The organism is Pseudoflavonifractor phocaeensis (assembly GCF_016901735.1).
GTDB lineage: Bacteria > Bacillota > Clostridia > Oscillospirales > Oscillospiraceae > Pseudoflavonifractor_A.
Genome location: NZ_JACLZC010000035.1, coordinates 13,093 through 30,429, shown reverse-complemented (window position 1 = coordinate 30,429; position 17,337 = coordinate 13,093). Strand labels below are relative to the sequence as shown.

The following is a 17,337-nucleotide window of genomic DNA, read 5'->3' as shown; positions in this document are numbered from 1 at the left end:
CTGCCGCGCCTGCCGCCGAGGCCAAGGCCGAAGCCCCCGCCGGCCTGACCGTCAATGCCCCCCTGGTGGGCACCTTCTATTCCTCTCCCTCTCCCGACGCCGCTCCCTTTGTCTCGGTGGGCGACACGGTGAAGAAGGGCCAGACCGTGTGTATCCTGGAGGCCATGAAGATGATGAGCGAGGTTCCCTCTCCCGCCGACGGCGTGGTGGAGGAGATCCTGGTCCGGGACGGCGAACTGGTGGGCTATGACCAGCCCCTCTTCCGCCTGCGGGAGGTTTAATATGTTTCGCCGCGTATTGATCGCCAACCGGGGCGAGATCGCCGTGCGGGTCATCCGGGCCTGCGCGGAGCTGGGCATCGAGACCGTGGCCGTCTATTCCACCGCCGACGCTGACGCCCTCCACGTCCAGCTGGCCACCCGCTCGGTGTGCATCGGCCCGGCCAAGGCCGCCGACAGCTACCTGAATGTGCCCTCCCTCCTGGCCGCCGCCGTGGAGAGCGGCTGCGACGCCATCCACCCCGGCTACGGCTTCCTCTCGGAAAACGACGAATTCGCCGACCTGTGCGCCAAGTGCGGCCTGGCCTTTATCGGCCCCTCCGGCGACGTGATCCGCAAGATGGGCAACAAGTCCGCCGCCCGCGCCCTGATGCAGCAGCACAACGTCCCCGTGGTCCCCGGCTCCGACGGTCCTCTGGCTGAAGCCGCCGACGCGGTGGCGCTGGCCGAGTCCATCGGCTACCCGGTCCTCATCAAGGCCAGCGCCGGCGGCGGCGGCCGCGGGATGCGCCGGGTGGACGACCCCGCCGACCTGGAGCGTCTCTTCAACGAAGCCCGGGCCGAGGCGGTGGCCTGCTTCGGCAACGGCGAGCTTTATATGGAAAAGCTCATCCTCAACCCCCGCCACATTGAATTCCAGATCCTGGCCGACGCCCACGGCAACGTGGTGCACCTGGGGGAGCGCGACTGCTCCATCCAGCGCAAAAACCAGAAGCTGATCGAGGAGTCCCCCTCCCGTGCCCTGACCCCCGAGCTCCGCCGCGCCATGGGCGAGGCCGCCGTCAACGCCGCCAAGGCCGCCGGCTATCAGAACGCCGGCACGGTGGAATTCGTGCTGGACCGGGAAGGCCACTTCTATTTCATCGAGATGAACACCCGTATCCAGGTGGAGCACCCCGTCACCGAGATGGTCACCGGCATGGACCTGGTGCGGGAGCAGCTGCGCATCGCCGTGGGCCTCCCCCTGAGCGTCAAGCAGGAGGACATCCACCTGATCGGCCACGCCATCGAGTGCCGCATCAACGCCGAGGACGCTTCTCACGGCTTCCGGCCCTGCCCGGGACGCACCGACTTCGTCCATCTGCCCGGCGGCCCCGGCGTCCGGGTGGATACCATGCTCTATAACGGCTATACCGTCTCCCCCTATTATGATTCCCTGGTGGCCAAGGTCATCGTCCACGCCCCCACCCGTCTCAACGCCATCCGCAAGATGCGCCGGGCGCTGGAGGAGCTGATCATCGAGGGCTACCCCACCACCGCCGATTTCTGCCACCTCATCCTCCACCATGTGGACTTCGTCCAGGGCCGGTATGACACCGGCTTCCTGGCCCAGCACCTGGATGAGCTGCTGCGGTGGGAGTGCATCCCCGAGAGCCAGGAAAGGAGTAGCAAGTGAACCATCTGTTTCGTGAACGCCGGGCCCGTCTGGACCTGCTGAAGGGTCAGCGGGGCCTGCGGGAAAAGGCCGGCGTCAAGCGCCCCGAGGCCACGGTCTTTGAAAAGTGCCCCTCCTGCGGCGCCGCCGTCTCCAAGCTGGAGCTGGCCCGCAACCTGTACGTCTGCCCCCAGTGCGGATATCACCACAAGATCGGCGCCTACCTGCGCCTTTCCATGCTGCTGGACCCCCACTCCTTCCGGGAGCTGGATGAGCATTTCACCGTTCGGGACCCCCTCCACTTCCCCGGCTATAACGAGAAGCTGGAGAAGCTCCGCCAGACCACCGGTCTCACCGAGGGCGTGGTCACCGCCCGGGGCAAGGTTGCCGGCCGGAGCGTCATCGCCGCCGTGCTGGACAGCAATTTCTTCATGGGCAGCATGGGCGTGGCCGTGGGCGAAAAGGTCGCCCGGGCCGTGGAAGTAGCCCGCAAGCAGCGCCTGCCCCTCATCATCTTCACCGCCAGCGGCGGCGCCCGGATGCAGGAGGGTATTTTGTCCCTGATGCAGATGGCCAAGACCAGCGCCGCCCTGGAGCGCTTCCATCAGGCGGGCGGGTTTTATATCGCCTATTTCACCCACCCCACCACCGGCGGCGTGACCGCCTCCTTCGCCTCTCTGGGCGACATCACCCTGGCCGAGCCCGGCGCCCTCATCGGCTTTGCCGGCCCCCGGGTCATTGAACAGACCATCGGTCAGAAGCTCCCCGAGGGCTTCCAGACCGCCGAATACTTAGAGGAGCACGGCTTCGTGGACCAGATCGTCCCCCGCGGCCAGATGCGGGAGACCATCTCCCTCCTGCTCCGACTCCATGAGAAGGGAGGCCGCCTCCTGTGATCAAAGAACTGGAAGCTCAGCTGGCCACCATCGACGCCGAAATCGCCAAGCTGTCCAACGCCGAGGACGGCGCCTCCCAGCTGCGTATGGCGCAGCTCACCCGGGACCGAGCCGAGCTGCTGGAGAGCTGCCGGGACCTGTCCCCCGAGGATAAGGTCTTTGTGGCCCGCCACGCCGGACGCCCCGGCACCGCCGACTTTATCTCCGCCCTCTTCACCGACTTCTTCGAGTGCAAGGGCGACCGCCTGTGCCGGGAGGACCCCAGCATCCTGGGCGGCGTGGCCTTCTATCGCGGCCTGCCCGTCACCGTCATCGGCCACCGGAAGGGCAAGACCCTCCAGGAGAACATGGCCTGCAACTTCGGCATGCCCTCCCCCGAGGGCTACCGCAAGGCCCAGCGCCTGATGAAGCAGGCCGAGCGGTTCCGCCGGCCCATCATCACCTTCATCGACACCCCCGGCGCCTACCCCGGCCTGGAGGCCGAGGCCCACGGCCAGGGCGAGGCCATCGCCTCCTCCCTGGCCCTCATGAGCGCCCTCACCGTGCCTGTGGTCTCCATCGTCATCGGCGAGGGCGGCAGCGGCGGCGCGCTGGCGCTGGCGGTGGGCAACCGCATCCTGATGCTGGAAAACGCCGTCTACTCCGTCCTGTCTCCCGAGGGCTTTGCCTCCATCCTGTGGAAGGACTCCAGCCGCTCCGGCGAGGCCGCCGGCCTCATGAAGCTCACCGCCCATGACCTGCTGGAGCTGGGCGTTATCGACGAAGTCATCCCCGAACCCGCCGGCGGCGCGCATCAGGACCCCGGCGCCGTCTTTACCGCGGTGGATCGGGCCCTGTCGGCCCACCTGGCCCAGGCCATGCGTATGCGGGACCCCGCGGCGCACCGCTATCAGAAATTCAGAGAAATGGGCCTGCGCCAGAGCGGCGAGACCAGGAAGGAACTGCTATGAACGGACTTCGCTTTCTCTCCACCGGCCGCTGCGTCCCCGCGCGCATTGTCACCAACGACGATATGAGCCGCATCGTGGACACCAGTGACGAGTGGATCCGCACCCGCACGGGCATCGCCCAGCGCTACCTCTCCGGCGATGGGGAGACGGCGGTGGATCTGTGCGTGGGCGCCGCCCGGCAGGCCATGGACCGGGCGGGTATCTCCCCGGAGGACCTGGCCGTGTGTGTGGTGGCCACCTGCTCCCCCGACCACGCCGCCCCCTCCAACGCCTGCCTGGTGCAGGCCGCCATGGGCCTGCCGGAGAACATCCCCTGCTTTGATCTCAACGCCGGCTGCACCGGCTTCCTCTACGGTCTGGAGACCGTCCGCGGCTTTCTGACCATCAGCGAGAAGAAATACGCCCTCCTCATCGGCGGCGAGCAGCTCAGCCGGGTGATGGACATGACCGACCGGTCCACCTGCGTGCTCTTCGGCGACGGCGCCGGCGCCGCGGTCCTCACCCTGGAAGAGGGGCGGCTGTGGCACGCCGACCTGGGCAGCCGGGGCAACGCCGAGGTGCTGTGGGTCAACGGCCCCGGCCCCGGTCCCTGCACCATCCATATGGACGGCCCCGGCGTCTACCGCTTCGCCGTGGAGGCCCTCCCCACCTGCGCCAAGACCCTCATGGCCAAAAGCGGCCTGACCCTGGACCAGGTGGACTGGATCATCCCCCACCAGGCCAACCGCCGCATCATCGAGACGGCCTCCCGCCGCCTCCACGCCCCCATCGAAAAGTTTTATCAGAATATGGAGCGCTACGGCAACACCTCCGCCGCCAGCATCCCCATCGCCCTGGATGAGATGAACGAACAGGGCCTCCTCCAGCCCGGCCAGACCGTCATGTGCATCGGCTTCGGCGCGGGACTCACCTGGGGCGGCGCCCTCTTCCAGTGGTAAGCGTTTAGAAAGGAAGATTTTTTACTATGAAACTCAACGAGCTTTTGGGTATCGAGTTCCCCTTCATCCAGGGCGGCATGGCCAACATCGCCACCGGCGAATTTGCCGCCGCCGTGTCCAACGCCGGCGCGCTGGGCCTCATCGGCGCGGGCGGCATGAGCCCCGAGATGTTCCGTGAGCACATCCACAAGTGCCGCTCCCTCACCGACAAGCCCTTCGGCGTGAACATCATGCTGATGCATCCCCAGGTGGACGAGCTGGCCAAGATCGCCGCCGAGGAGCATGTGGCCGTCATCACCACCGGCGCGGGCAACCCCGGCCCCTACGTGGCTATGTGGAAGGCGTCCGGCGCCAAGGTGTTCCCCGTGGTGGCCGCGGTCTCCCTGGCCAAGACCATGGAGAAGGCCGGCGTGGACGGCGTCATCGCCGAGGGCACCGAGAGCGGCGGCCATGTGGGCGACACCACCACCATGGCGCTGGTCCCCCAGGTGTGCGACGCGGTGAAGATCCCCGTCATCGCCGCCGGCGGCATTGCCAGCGGCCGCCAGCTGCTGGCCGCCTACGCCCTGGGCGCCTGCGGCGTGCAGGTGGGCACCTGCCTGCTGGTCAGCGAGGAGTGCCCCATCCATGAGAACTACAAGCAGGCCGTGCTGAAAGCCTCCGACCGCTCCACCGTGGTCACCGGCCGCTCGGTCAACGCCCCCGTCCGCGTCATCCGCAACCAGATGACCCGGGACTACATCGCCCGCGAGAAGGCCGGCGCCGACCGCATGGAGCTGGAGCACTTCACCCTGGGCTCCCTCCGCCGCGCCGTGTTCGACGGCGACACCAAGACCGGCAGCCTGATGGCCGGTCAGGTGGCCGGTATGCTCCACGAGATCCGCCCCCTGCGCGCCATCTTTGAGGAGCTCTCCCGGGACTGCGACGCCTGCCTGGCTGAGCTGAACAACAAGTAATTCTCCCTTTTTGAACCTACACCGCCGTTTCCCACATTATGACGAGAAGGAGCGCACCATGAAACTTGCCTTTTTGTACGCCGGTCAGGGCTCCCAGCACGTGGGCATGGGCCAGGACCTGTATGAGCAGTATCCCCAGTTCCGCGAGATCTTCGACAACGCCCAGCTGGATTTCGACCTGAAAAAACTCTGCTTTGAGGGCCCCGAAGAGACGCTTTCCCAGACCCAGTACACCCAGCCCTGTATGGTGGCCTTTGCCGCCGGCGTCACCGCCATTCTGCGGGATGCCGGCATCCGCCCGGAGCTGGCCGCCGGCCTGAGCCTGGGCGAATATTCCGCCCTCCACGCCGCCGGGGTCTTTGACGCCCAGACCGCCATCTCCCTGGTGGCCTTCCGGGGCAAGGCCATGGCCGAGGCGGTCACCGGCCGTCCCTGCGGCATGGCCGCCGTCCTCCAGCTGGACCGCGATAAGCTCCAGGCCGCCTGCGACGGGGCCTCCGACGCCGGCGTGGTGGAGATCGCCAACTACAACTGCCCCGGCCAGCTGGTCATCGCCGGCGACGCCGCCGCCGTGGACAAGGCCTCCGCGCTGGCCAAAGAGGCCGGCGCCCGCCGTGTGGTGCCCCTGAAGGTCAGCGGCCCCTTCCACACCTCCCTCATGTCTCCCGCCGGCGACGCCCTGCGAGAGAAGTTCAAGAGCGTCTCCTTCGGCAAGATGGACTTCCCCGTCCTTTTCAACTGCAAGGGCGACGTGATGGCCGAGGGCGACACCATCCCCGCTCTGCTGGAGCGGCAGGTCCAGTCCAGCGTCTATCTGGAGGACACCATCCGCCGCATGGCCGAGCTGGGCGTGGACGCCATCGTGGAGATCGGCCCGGGCAAGGCCCTGACCGGCTTCGTCCGTAAGACCGTCAAAGACATCAAGACCTATCCGGTGGAGACCGCCGGAGAGCTGGAGGCGGCCATCGCCGCCCTGAAAGGAGTTTAATTCCCCATGAATCTCACCGGAAAAACCGCTCTCGTCACCGGCGGCAGCCGCGGCATCGGCCGGGCCATCTGCCTGGAGCTGGCCCGTCTGGGCGCCAACGTGGCCGTCAACTACGCCGGCAACGCCGCCGCCGCCGAAGAGACCGTGGCCGCCTGCCAGGCCATGGGCGTGGACGCCTTCGCCATCCAGGCCAGCGTGGCCGACGGCGAGGCCGTGACCGCCATGTTCCAGGCCGTGCTGGAGCGCTTCGGCCATCTGGACATTCTGGTCAACAACGCCGGCATCACCAAGGACAACCTGGCCCTGCGTATCAAGGACGCCGACTTTGACGCCGTCCTGGACACCAACCTGAAGGGCGCCTTCCTCTGCATGCGGGCCGCCTACCGCCCCATGATGAAGCAGCGCTACGGCCGCATCATCAATATGTCCAGCATCGTGGCCCTCCGGGGCAACGCCGGCCAGGCCAACTACTGCGCCAGCAAGGCCGGCCTCATCGGCATGAGCAAGGCCATCGCCAAGGAGCTGGCCAGCCGCAACGTCACCGTCAACCTGGTGGCCCCCGGCTTCATCGACACCGACATGACCGCCGCCCTCCCCGAGGCCGCCAAGGCCTCCATGCTCCAGTCCATCCCCATGGGCCGGCTGGGCCAGCCCGAGGACGTGGCCAAGGCCGTGGCCTTCTTCGCCAGCGATGAGGCCGCCTATGTGACCGGCCAGGTCCTGTGCGTGGACGGCGGCATGGCTGTCTGACCGGTCCTCCGTACCTGTATGAAAAACTGTCTCTCCGAAAGGATTTAATGTTATGGAAAAAAGACGCGTTGTCATCACCGGCATGGGCGCCCTGACCCCTCTGGGCAAGACCGTGGAAGACTCCTGGACTGCCGCCAAGGCCGGTGTGTGCGGCATCGATACCATCACCCTCTATGACAGCAGCTCCATGAAGGTCCACCTGGCCGGCGAGGTCAAGGGCTTCAACGCCGAGGACTACATGCCCCGCCGGGACGCCCGGCGGATGGACCGCTTCTCCCAGTTCGCCATGGTGGCCGCCGACGAGGCCATGAAGCAGAGCGGCATGGACCTGGAGCAGGAGGACACCAGCCGCATCGGCGTCATCCTGTCCAGCGGCATCGGCGGCATGAGCACCATCCAGAGCGAGACCCTCAAGTGCTTTGAGCGGGGCAACTACGACCGCATCTCCCCCTTCTTCATCCCCATGATTATCGCCAACATGGCCGCCGGTCAGGTGGCCATCAAGTACGGCCTGCGGGGCATGTGCACCTGCCCGGTGTCCGCCTGCGCCAGCGGCAGCAACGCCATCGGCGACGCCTTCCGCCACATCCGGGACGGCTACGCCGACGCCATGGTGTGCGGCGGCGCCGAGGCCTCCCTGGCCGAGATGGGCATGGGCGGCTTTATCAGCCTCCACGCCGTGACCACCGCCTCCGACCCCGCCCGGGCCTCCATCCCCTTCGACAAGGAGCGCTCCGGCTTCGTCATGGGCGAGGGCGCCGGCGTGCTGGTGCTGGAGACCTATGAGCACGCCAAGGCCCGCGGCGCCAAGATCCTGGGCGAGATCGTGGGCTACGGCGCCAACTGCGACGCCCACCACATCACCGCCCCCTGTCCCGACGGCGCCGGCGCCGCCGCCTGCATGACCCTGGCCCTCCAGGACGCCGGCATCACCCCCGACCAGGTGGACTACATCAACGCCCACGGCACCTCCACCCCCCTCAACGACTCCGGCGAGACCCTGGCCGTCAAGACCGCCTTCGGCGACCACGCCTACAAGCTGATGATGAGCTCCACCAAGTCCATGACCGGACACCTGCTGGGCGCCAGCGGCGCGGTGGCCTCCATCTTCTCCGCCCTGGCGCTGCGGGACCAGTTCGCCCCCCCCACCATCCACTATCAGGTCCCCGACGAGGCCTGCGACCTGGACATCATCCCCAACGTGGGCCGCAGCGCCACCATCCGCTATGCCATGGCCAACGCCTTCGGCTTCGGCGGCCACAACGCCAGCCTCATCTTCAAGCACTGGGAGGAGTAAGCAATGGAACTGAACATTCAGCAGATCATGGAGATCCTGCCCCACCGTCCGCCCTTCCTGCTGGTGGACAAGATCATCGCCTGTGAGCCGGGCCAGTCGGCCACCGGCATCAAGTGTGTGACCATGAACGAGCCCTTCTTTACCGGTCACTTCCCCGGTCATCCCGTGATGCCCGGCGTGCTCATTCTGGAAGCGCTGGCTCAGACCGGCGCGGTGGCGGCCCTCTCCCTGGAGGAGAACAAGGGCAAGCTGGCGCTCTTCGGCGGGGTGAAAAACGCCCGCTTCAGACGCCAGGTGGTACCCGGCGACGTGCTGGAGCTCTCCTGTGAGCTCATCGACCGCCGGGGCCCCGTGGGCTACGGCAAGGCCGTGGCCCGCGTCGACGGCAAGGTGGCCGCCCAGGCGGAACTCACCTTCGTCATCCAGTGAGTGTCGCCCCCCTTCGGCGGACGGGGACGAAGCAGGAGATCAGGATCGGTAACCATGGGCGGAGGAAGGATATGCTGGACAAAGATTTCGACCGTGTCTATACCAAATTCAAGCTGCATTTTTACCGGGCGGTGTTCTCCCGCTACCAGCAGGGAGAGGACAGTCTGACCACCGTGGAGAGCTTCTGCATGGAAATCATCCTAGCTCTGGACAATCCCACCATCAATGAATTCGCCACCTTCATCGACATTTCCGCCCCCAACGCCGCTTATAAAATCAATAACCTCATCCAAAAGGGCTACCTGCGCAAGGAGCAGTCCGCGGATGACAAACGGGAATACCATCTGGTGCCCACCCAAAAATATATGGACTACTACAACGTGAGCTACCGCTATCTCAGCACGGTCATGGACCGGATCAAGGAGCGCTTCCCCAAGGAAGAGGTGGAGCAGATGGAAGAGATGCTCTCCATCATCTCCTCCGAGCTCATGCCCGAGATCCAGCTGCCCGGCGAGGGTGTGCCCGCCGAGCTGCCCGACCAGCTGGCCGCCGGCTCATAAATTCCGTCCATTTCAGAGGACTGCCACAAAAGGCGGTCCTCTTTTTTTGCCCGTTCGACCAGATCCGCCTTTTATTCCCATTGACAAAGGCGAACATTTGTGCCATACTTTATTCAGTACATCAGTTCTATTTCCTGCCAAGGGAGGAGTGGTTTTTGTGGAGGTTTTGGACAAGCTGACCATTCTGGCCGACGGGGCCAAGTATGACGCGGCCTGCACCTCCAGCGGGCTGGACCGCCGGGCCCGGGCGGGCGGTCTGGGCAGCACCCTGCCCGCCGGCTGCTGCCACAGCTTTTCGGCGGACGGGCGGTGCGTCACCCTGCTCAAGGTACTTATGAGCAACTGCTGCGCCTACGACTGCCAGTACTGCGTCAACCGCCGGTCCAACGACCTGCCCCGGGCCACCTTCACCCCCCGGGAGCTGTGTGAGCTGACCATCGGCTTTTACCGCCGCAACTATATCGAGGGTCTGTTTCTCTCCTCGGCGGTGATAAAAGACCCGGATTACACCACCGAGCGGATGGTGGAGACCCTCTCCCTCCTGCGCCGGCACTACGGCTTTGCCGGCTACATCCACGCCAAGGCCATCCCCGGCGCGGACCCCCTCCTCACCCACCGGCTGGGCCTCCTGGCCGACCGGCTGAGCGTCAACATCGAGCTGCCCAGCCAGAAGAGCCTGTCCCTTTTGGCCCCCGACAAGGACAAGGAGGCCATCCTCTCCCCCATGGCCCAGATCCGGGACGGCATCCAGACCGCCCGGCAGGAACGGGCCCGCTCCCGCCATGCTCCTTCCTTCGCCCCGGCGGGCCAGTCCACCCAGATGATCGTGGGGGCCACTCCCGAGAGCGACCGCCACATCCTCACCCTCACCCAGCGGCTTTATGAGAAATACCGCCTCAAGCGGGTCTTTTACTCGGCCTATATCCCCGTGTCCGACAGCAAGCTCCTCCCCGCCCCCCAGACCTTCCGGCCGCCCCTCCTGCGGGAGCACCGGCTCTATCAGGCCGACTGGCTCCTGCGCTTCTACCACTTCCGGGCCGACGAGCTGCTGGACGAGGACCGGCCCAATTTCGACCCTCTGGTGGACCCCAAATGCGCCTGGGCCCTGCGGCACCTGGACTTTTTCCCCGTGGACGCCCAGACCGCCGACTATGAACAGCTCCTGCGGGTTCCGGGGATCGGCGTGACCTCGGCCCGGCGCATCCTCACCGCCCGGCGGTGGGGCGCGCTCACCTTTGAGGCCCTGAAAACTCTGGGGGTGGTGCTCAAACGGGCCCAGTATTTCCTCACCTGCGGGGGAAAGCCGCTGGAGGGCCTGCGGGTCTCCCCCGACGGGGTGCTGCGCCATCTGGTGGCCCAGGAACGGCCCATGCTGGCCCGGCATGAGCCGGAACAGCTTTCTCTCTTTGAGGATCAGCACGGAAAGGAGGTCTCCCCCTATGGCAGACTGGACCCAGGTCTCTTATCGGTATGACGGCAGCTTTGCCGGCTTTCTCACCTGCGTCTATGAGAGCTATGCCCACCGGGAGGCGCCGGCCTGCTTTCTGGGCTCCCAGGACGAGCGCCTGTCCCTGTGGCCCGAGCGGACCGTGGCCACCCACCCGGCCCGCGCAAGGCAGGTCTACCGCTCTCTCGCCGCCAAGCTGGGCCGCACCGGCCGGCAGCTGGTGGTTTACGGCTTTCTCACCTGTCTGCCGGAGCGGGAACTCCATCTGTGGGCGCTGCTCCGCCTGGGCTACCAGGAGGGCCCAACCGCCATGGAGCGGCTCACCGACTCCCGGGTGTGGACGGTGCGCAAGGCGGTGGGGCAGCTCCAGGGCGAGGCCCATCTCTTCAAGGGCTTTGTCCGCTTTTCCGACTATGAGGGGCTGCTGATTGGAGAAATCTCTCCCAAGAACCGGGTCTTGCCCCTGCTGCGCCCCCACTTCTGCGCCCGCTATGCCGGCGCCCCCCTGGTGCTCCATGACCGCACCCACCACGAGGCCCTGTTTACCCGCTCCGGCGGAAAGTGGGCCATCCTGCCGGTGGAGGACTTCCAGACCGGCCCGCCGGGGGCGGAGGAGCTGGCGTTCCGGCAGATGTGGCGGCGCTTTTACGATACGGTGGCCATTGAGAGCCGCTATAACCCCCGCTGCCGTATGACCCACATGCCCAAGCGCTTCTGGGGGGACATGACGGAATTCCAGACAGAAGAAAGCGCCCCCTCCCTCCCCTCCGCGGAAGGGAACAAGGGGACGCGGCTCTCTTAATCCAGGGCGGTGTGGTCCAGGTCGGTCAGAAACTGCTGCCAGGCCTCCGGATTGCGCACATAATAGAGGGGACATTCCTTTCCCGTCACGTCATAGTGGCGGATCACCTGGTCGGTGGTCAGGTCATAGGCGTCCATCAGCCAGCGGGTCAGCTTCAAAAGGGACTGATAGGTGGCCGGGTCGAACTGTCCCGCCTCGTCGGGGTGGCAGCACTCGATGGAGATGGTATCCACGTTGCGCTGGCTGGAACAGTAGGCGATCTCATCCAGGGGGACGCACTGGATGATCTCTCCCTCCAGCCCCACCAGAAAATGACTGCTGGCGTAGGTCTCGCCGGTCTGGGCCAGACCCGCGAAGTAGCTGCGGTTCTGCTCGGCGCTGGTGCCGGGGTTGCCCACATAGTGGATGACGATGCCGTTGACCTCCTCCAGCGGGGTGCCGGGGCGGGAATATGCATTGACCTCCAGCAGCTCCTGCCGTATCCAGTCGGGGACCTCTGCCTGCACCGGCTCCGCTTGGGAAAAGCACAGCACCTGTATTCCCTTGATGACCAGCAGCACCGCCACCAGCGCCGCCAGCGCCCACACCGGCGGCAGCTTCCACCGCACCGGCGGATGGGTCCTCTCCTGTTGTTCCACCATACGTTTGCTCCTTTTCCATCTAAATCCACAAAAAAAGGCCGGGGAGACGCGGCGCGTCTCCCCGGGTGAGATGATGCTCAGCTCTTCTCCTCAAAGCTCACGCCGCAGCTGCGGCAGACCACGTTGATCTTTCCCTTTCCCCGGGGCACCCGCAGATACTGTCCGCAGTTGGGGCACTTGAAGTACCGGTGCTCCCGGTCCCGCAGGATGGCGCGGCGCATCTTACACCAGCGGATGGCCGGTCCGGCCAGAGCCATGAACTTTGCGTTCTCCGCCCGGCGGCGGTCAAAGCGGCGGGAGAGAATGCGGAAGAAGTCCCACAAAATCACCGCCAGCGCCACCCATGACAGCAGCCGCAGCACAGGCAGCTGGGAAAGCAGCACCAACACCAGGTAGAGTACAAGCAAAAACAAGGAGAGCTCATCCACACCGTAACGCCCATACATCATTTTTCTCAGCCAGTTCATCGCGTCCGGTCGTCTCCTTCGGATAAAAGTTGGGGTCCCAAAGGGGCGGATATTGTCCTTTGTGAGCGGACAAACATCTTTCCTTTTCCTCCTTTGGTTCTCTTTTAATGATACCGCCAGTGTGTGTACACGTCAAGAAATCAAACGTAAACAAAATGTGAATTGTGCTTGCCTTCTGGGGAGAAAGGGGATATACTGGGGAAAAAAGAGACGTGGGAGGGCTTTTATGGGCCGCATCGACAAGGAAAATTACTACCTGGACATTGCCGAGACCGTGCTGGAGCGGGCCACCTGTCTGCGCCGGTGCTATGGGGCCATCATCGTCAAGCATGACGAAATCGTGGCCACCGGCTACAACGGCGCCCCCAGGGGGCGGAAAAACTGCGACGACCTGGGCTACTGCACCAGGCAGGCCATGAACATCCCCTCGGGCCAGCGCTATGAGCTGTGCCGGTCGGTCCACGCCGAGGCCAACGCCATCATCTCCGCCGCCCGCAGCGACATCATCGGCGGCACCCTCTACCTGGCCGGACGGGACGCCGCCACCGGCGAGCTTTTGAGCGACGCCACCTCCTGCTCCATGTGCCGCCGTCTCATCATCAACGCCGGCATTGAACGGGTGGTCATCCGGCGCACCAAGACCGAGTACAGCGTGGTCCACGTGGAGGACTGGGTCCGGGAGGACGATTCCCTGCCCGCCGAGGGCCATTGAGTCTCCTGGCACACGCGAACATTATAGATAAAAAACGGCGCCCCATCTGCCGCTTCCGGCGGCAGATGGGGCGCCGTATTTCATTTGGGTTCGCTTGCTCAGCAGTGGATGCGGGTGCCGGTCTTGCCGGCCACGCCGTCCTTGGCCTTCTCCAGCAGGGTGATGAGGGCGGTACGGCCCTCGCCGGACTGGGCGAAGCGCAGAGCGGCCTGCACCTTGGGCAGCATGGAGCCGGGGGCGAACTCGCCGTCGGCGATGTACTGCTCGGCCTCGGCGGGGGTCAGATCATCCAGCCACTTTACGTCGGGCTTACCGAAGTGAATGGCCACCTTCTCCACGGCGGTGAGGATGATGAGGCAGTCGGCGTTGAGCTGCTGGGCCATGACGCAGGAGGCGAAGTCCTTGTCGATGACCGCCGCCGCGCCCTTCAGGTGATGGCCCTCGGTGGTAAAGACAGGGATGCCGCCGCCGCCGCAGGCCACGACCACGTGGTCGGTCTCCACCAGGGCACGGATGGTGTCGATCTCCACGATGGACTGGGGCTGGGGAGAGGCCACCACACGGCGGTAGCCCCGGCCGGCGTCCTCCACCACGTTGTAGCCCCGCTCGGCCACCATGCGCTCGGCCTCCTCCTTGGTCATGAAGGAGCCGATGGGCTTGGTGGGCTTCTGGAAGGCGGGGTCCTGGGGGTCCACCTCCACCTGGGTGAGCACGGTGGCCACGCCCTTTTCGATGCCCCGGTCCAGCAGCTCCTCCCGCAGGGCGTTCTGGAGGTCATAGCCGATGTAGCCCTGGCTCATGGCCACGCACACCGAGAGGGGGCAGGGGATGTACTTCTCCGGGTCGGAGCGGGTCAGCTCGGTCATGGCGGCCTGGATCATGCCCACCTGGGGGCCGTTGCCGTGGGCGATGATGACCTCGTGGCCCTCCTCGATGAGGTCGGCGATGGCGCGGGCAGTCTGCTTGACGGCGATCATCTGCTCGGGCAGGTTGTTGCCCAGGGCGTTGCCGCCCAGCGCGATAACGATACGTTTACCCATATTGAAAAATTACCTCCTGTGTGGAAAGAAAGAGGCCCGTTCGCACATACTCTGCCAGCATCGTAGGGGCGAACGGGCCAAAATTACGTTACATCAGTACGCGGGGCCGCGATCAGGCCTGGAACCAGCGGGCCATGCCGCGCTCCTCCAGGGCCTTCAGGGTGGCCTGGGGGTCCTTGCACTTGGCCAGGAGGATCATGGCGGCGATGATGTAGGGCTTGTAGGAAGCTTCCTTGTACAGGGGATCGCGGTAACGGTCGAACACGGAGGCCTCCACCTCGCCGTCCACGCAGGAGACGCCGTTGATGTCGGCGGGCAGGCAGTGCAGGTACAGGGCCTTGCCGTCCTTAGTGGTGGCCATCAGCTCCTCGGTGCAGCACCAGTCCTTGTGCTCGGCGTTCTGGGCCAGCAGACGCTGCTCCAGAGCCTTGATGCCGGCGGTGTCGCCGTTGCCGTAGAGCTCGGTGCGCTCTTCCATGGCGGCGAAGGGAGCCCAGCTCTTGGGATAGACGATGTCGGCGTCCTTAAAGGCCTCAGCCATGGAGTGGGTCTTGGTGAAGGTGCCGCCGGTCTGCTCGGCGTTCTTGCGGGCGACCTCCTCGACCTCAGGCATGACCTCGTAGCCCTCGGGATGGGCCAGCACCACGTCCATGCCGAAGCGGGTCATCAGGCCGATGACGCCCTGAGGCACGGAGAGGGGCTTGCCGTAGGAGGGGCTGTAAGCCCAGGTCATGGCGATCTTCTTGCCCTTCAGGTTCTCCACGCCGCCGAAGTGGTGGATGATGTGGAGCATATCGGCCATGGCCTGGGTAGGATGGTCGATGTCGCACTGCAGGTTGACCAGGGTGGGCTTCTGCTCCAGCACGCCGTCCTTGTTGCCCTGGGTCACGGCGTCCATGAACTCGTGCATGTAGGCGTTGCCCTTGCCGATGTACATGTCGTCGCGGATGCCGATGACGTCGGCCATGAAGGAGACCATGTTGGCGGTCTCACGGACGGTCTCGCCGTGGGCGATCTGGCTCTTGCCCTCGTCCAGGTCCTGGACCTCCAGGCCCAGCAGGTTGCAGGCGGAGGCGAAGGAGAAGCGGGTACGGGTGGAGTTGTCGCGGAACAGGGAGATGCCCAGGCCGGACTCGAAGATTTTGGTGGAGATGTTGTTCTCACGCATGTAGCGCAGGGCGTCGGCCACGGTGAACACGGCCTCGATCTCGTCGTCGGTCTTTTCCCAGGTCAGGAAGAAATCGCCGTTGTACATTTCCTTAAAGTTGAGGGCGTTGAGCTTGTCAATATACATCTGAAGGGTCTTATCCATGGCAATCAATCTCCTTTTCTTTATTCCCGATATACCTTCGAGGGATTGGGGGGAGCCGCCCCGCGGACGGCCCCGCTATCCCGTCGCTGCTGATGGGGTCTGTTACTGAATGTCGTTGTCGGTGAGGGTGGCGCGGAACTGAGACACGTCGGCGGTCTTGTTCTCTTCCTTGTACAGGCCGGGCACGGCGGCGTACAGGGCGGCGCAGGTCACCAGGTCGTCCTTCCAGGTGATCTCGTTGGGGGCGTGGGCCTGAGACTCGGCGCCGGGGCCGAAGCCCACGCAGGGGATGCCGTAACGGCCCTGGATGGCCACGCCGTTGGTGGAGAAGGTCCACTTATCGGTGAGGGGACGGTTGCGCAGGTGCATGGCGCCGTCGGGGCCGATGCGCTTGTCGCCGAAGAGGGCGTGGTGGGCGTCCACCAGCGCCTGGACGTGGGCGGCGCTCTCCTTGTTGATCCAGGTGGGGAAATAGGCCTCGGTCTCGTAGACCTCGCCGGTCCAGGAGGGACGGTCATACATGTACATGGAGACGGTCACGTCGTCGCCGTACTTCTTCACGCTGGGCAGGTCGCGGATCTCCTGGAGGCAGGAGTCCCAGGTCTCGCCGGCGGTCATGCGGCGGTCGATGGAGATGGAGCAGGAGTCGGCCACGGCGCAGCGGCTGGGGGAGGTATAGAAGATCTGGGAGGTGGTGCAGGTGCCGCGGCCCAGGAAACGGGCGTCCTCGTAATGCTCGGGGTTGTACTTGGGATTGAGCATCTTGACCAGGCCCTTGATCTCGGTGGTGTCGGCGTCGTCGTTTTCGTTGAGAGCGCGGACGTCCTGGAGGATGTCGGCCATCTTATAAATGGCGTTGTCGCCGCGCTCGGGGGCGGAGCCGTGGCAGGAGACGCCCTTCACGTCCACGCGGATCTCCATACGGCCCCGGTGGCCGCGATAGATGCCGCCGTCGGTGGGCTCGGTGGAGATGACGAACTCCACCTGCTCCTTCTTGATGCCATTGGCGGGGAAGAACTTATTGACGATGTACTGCCAGCACATGCCGTCGCAGTCCTCTTCCTGGACGGAGCCGACGACCATGATCTTGTAGCCGGCGGGGATGAGGCCCAGGTCCTTCATGATCTTGGCGCCGTAGGTGGCGGAAGCCATGCCGCCCTCCTGGTCGGAGCCGCCGCGGCCGTAGATGACCTGGTCGTCCTCGTAGCCCTCGTAGGGGTCGTGGGTCCAGTTGTCCCGGTTACCGATGCCCACGGTGTCGATGTGGGAGTCGATGGCGATGATCTTGTCGCCCTCGCCCATCCAGCCGATGACGTTGCCCAGGCCGTCCACTTCCACCTTGTCGTAGCCCAGCTTCTCCATCTCGGCCTTGATGCAGGCCACTACTTCCTTCTCCTCGCAGCTCTCGCTGGGATGGGAGATCATGGCGCGCAGGAAACGGGTCATATCAGCGCGGTAACCTTCGGCGGCTTTCTTGATCTGTTCGTAATCCATGTCAA

19 protein-coding genes are annotated in these 17,337 nt (G+C 65.2%); 14 read left to right on the top strand and 5 right to left on the bottom strand.

What is annotated here, in order from left to right; translation table 11 throughout:
* The 13 genes from H7U37_RS08980 to H7U37_RS08920 form a co-directional block, all read left to right on the top strand.
* On the top strand, positions 1-281 hold a 281-nt coding region (locus H7U37_RS08980), incomplete at its 5' end, for an acetyl-CoA carboxylase biotin carboxyl carrier protein (RefSeq protein WP_338049812.1).
* Position 282: 1 nt separating this feature from the next.
* Positions 283-1,674, top strand: coding sequence for an acetyl-CoA carboxylase biotin carboxylase subunit (gene accC / locus H7U37_RS08975; protein ID WP_204875255.1), 1,392 nt, complete (start codon positions 283-285; stop codon positions 1,672-1,674).
* Positions 1,671-2,549, top strand: a complete 879-nt coding sequence (gene accD / locus H7U37_RS08970) for an acetyl-CoA carboxylase, carboxyltransferase subunit beta (protein ID WP_204875254.1) — start codon at positions 1,671-1,673, stop codon at positions 2,547-2,549. The genes accC and accD overlap by 4 nt, the downstream gene beginning before the upstream one ends.
* Positions 2,546-3,499 (top strand): acetyl-CoA carboxylase carboxyltransferase subunit alpha, encoded by a 954-nt coding sequence (locus H7U37_RS08965; protein WP_204875252.1) that lies wholly within the window; start codon positions 2,546-2,548, stop codon positions 3,497-3,499. Before accD ends, H7U37_RS08965 begins: the two co-directional genes overlap by 4 nt.
* Positions 3,496-4,437 (top strand): beta-ketoacyl-ACP synthase III, encoded by a 942-nt coding sequence (locus H7U37_RS08960; protein ID WP_204875250.1) that lies wholly within the window; start codon positions 3,496-3,498, stop codon positions 4,435-4,437. Before H7U37_RS08965 ends, H7U37_RS08960 begins: the two co-directional genes overlap by 4 nt.
* Positions 4,438-4,463: 26 nt before the next feature.
* Entirely contained in the window at positions 4,464-5,393 is a 930-nt protein-coding gene (locus tag H7U37_RS08955; protein ID WP_204875248.1) for a nitronate monooxygenase, read from the top strand.
* A gap of 58 nt (positions 5,394-5,451) precedes the next feature.
* Positions 5,452-6,381 carry an ACP S-malonyltransferase gene (gene fabD, locus H7U37_RS08950; protein WP_204875246.1) on the top strand — a complete coding sequence of 310 codons (930 nt, stop codon included), beginning with the start codon at positions 5,452-5,454 and terminating at the stop codon, positions 6,379-6,381.
* 6 nt (positions 6,382-6,387) lie between these two features.
* Positions 6,388-7,131, top strand: coding sequence for a 3-oxoacyl-[acyl-carrier-protein] reductase (gene fabG / locus H7U37_RS08945; RefSeq protein WP_204875244.1), 744 nt, complete (start codon positions 6,388-6,390; stop codon positions 7,129-7,131).
* Positions 7,132-7,183: 52 nt separating this feature from the next.
* Entirely contained in the window at positions 7,184-8,428 is a 1,245-nt protein-coding gene (fabF, locus tag H7U37_RS08940; protein ID WP_204875242.1) for a beta-ketoacyl-ACP synthase II, read from the top strand.
* A gap of 3 nt (positions 8,429-8,431) precedes the next feature.
* The gene (gene fabZ, locus H7U37_RS08935; RefSeq protein ID WP_204875240.1) at positions 8,432-8,857 is read left to right on the top strand and encodes a 3-hydroxyacyl-ACP dehydratase FabZ; all 426 of its coding nucleotides are present in this window, start codon (positions 8,432-8,434) and stop codon (positions 8,855-8,857) included.
* A 71-nt stretch (positions 8,858-8,928) separates the two neighbouring features.
* Entirely contained in the window at positions 8,929-9,417 is a 489-nt protein-coding gene (locus H7U37_RS08930) for a MarR family winged helix-turn-helix transcriptional regulator (RefSeq protein ID WP_204875238.1), read from the top strand.
* Positions 9,418-9,574: 157 nt separating this feature from the next.
* Positions 9,575-10,891, top strand: a complete 1,317-nt coding sequence (locus H7U37_RS08925) for a putative DNA modification/repair radical SAM protein (protein ID WP_204875236.1) — start codon at positions 9,575-9,577, stop codon at positions 10,889-10,891.
* On the top strand, positions 10,857-11,666 hold the full coding sequence (locus H7U37_RS08920; protein ID WP_204875234.1) for a TIGR03915 family putative DNA repair protein: 810 nt from the start codon (positions 10,857-10,859) through the stop codon (positions 11,664-11,666). The genes H7U37_RS08925 and H7U37_RS08920 overlap by 35 nt, the downstream gene beginning before the upstream one ends.
* Here H7U37_RS08920 and H7U37_RS08915 read toward each other — a convergent pair.
* Both H7U37_RS08915 and H7U37_RS08910 read right to left on the bottom strand, forming a co-directional pair.
* Positions 11,663-12,307 carry a peptidoglycan recognition protein family protein gene (locus H7U37_RS08915; protein ID WP_204875232.1) on the bottom strand — a complete coding sequence of 215 codons (645 nt, stop codon included), beginning with the start codon at positions 12,305-12,307 and terminating at the stop codon, positions 11,663-11,665. The two genes, H7U37_RS08920 and H7U37_RS08915, sit on opposite strands and share 4 nt — an antisense overlap.
* 77 nt (positions 12,308-12,384) lie before the next feature.
* Positions 12,385-12,756, bottom strand: coding sequence for a hypothetical protein (locus tag H7U37_RS08910; protein ID WP_243414282.1), 372 nt, complete (start codon positions 12,754-12,756; stop codon positions 12,385-12,387).
* Between the two features lie 244 nt (positions 12,757-13,000).
* Between H7U37_RS08910 and H7U37_RS08905 the strand changes: the two genes are divergently transcribed.
* Positions 13,001-13,486: a deoxycytidylate deaminase gene (locus H7U37_RS08905; RefSeq protein WP_204875229.1), complete on the top strand. Its 486-nt coding sequence runs from the start codon at positions 13,001-13,003 to the stop codon at positions 13,484-13,486.
* Between the two features lie 98 nt (positions 13,487-13,584).
* Here H7U37_RS08905 and arcC read toward each other — a convergent pair whose 3' ends face one another.
* The 3 genes from arcC to H7U37_RS08890 all read right to left on the bottom strand — a co-directional run bounded on the left by arcC (position 13,585) and on the right by H7U37_RS08890 (position 17,332).
* Positions 13,585-14,526, bottom strand: coding sequence for a carbamate kinase (gene arcC, locus H7U37_RS08900; RefSeq protein ID WP_204875226.1), 942 nt, complete (start codon positions 14,524-14,526; stop codon positions 13,585-13,587).
* A 112-nt stretch (positions 14,527-14,638) separates the two neighbouring features.
* Positions 14,639-15,838, bottom strand: a complete 1,200-nt coding sequence (gene ygeW, locus H7U37_RS08895) for a knotted carbamoyltransferase YgeW (protein WP_204875224.1) — start codon at positions 15,836-15,838, stop codon at positions 14,639-14,641.
* A gap of 102 nt (positions 15,839-15,940) precedes the next feature.
* Positions 15,941-17,332 (bottom strand): YgeY family selenium metabolism-linked hydrolase, encoded by a 1,392-nt coding sequence (locus H7U37_RS08890; protein WP_204875222.1) that lies wholly within the window; start codon positions 17,330-17,332, stop codon positions 15,941-15,943.
* Between the last annotated feature and the right edge of the window lie 5 nt (positions 17,333-17,337).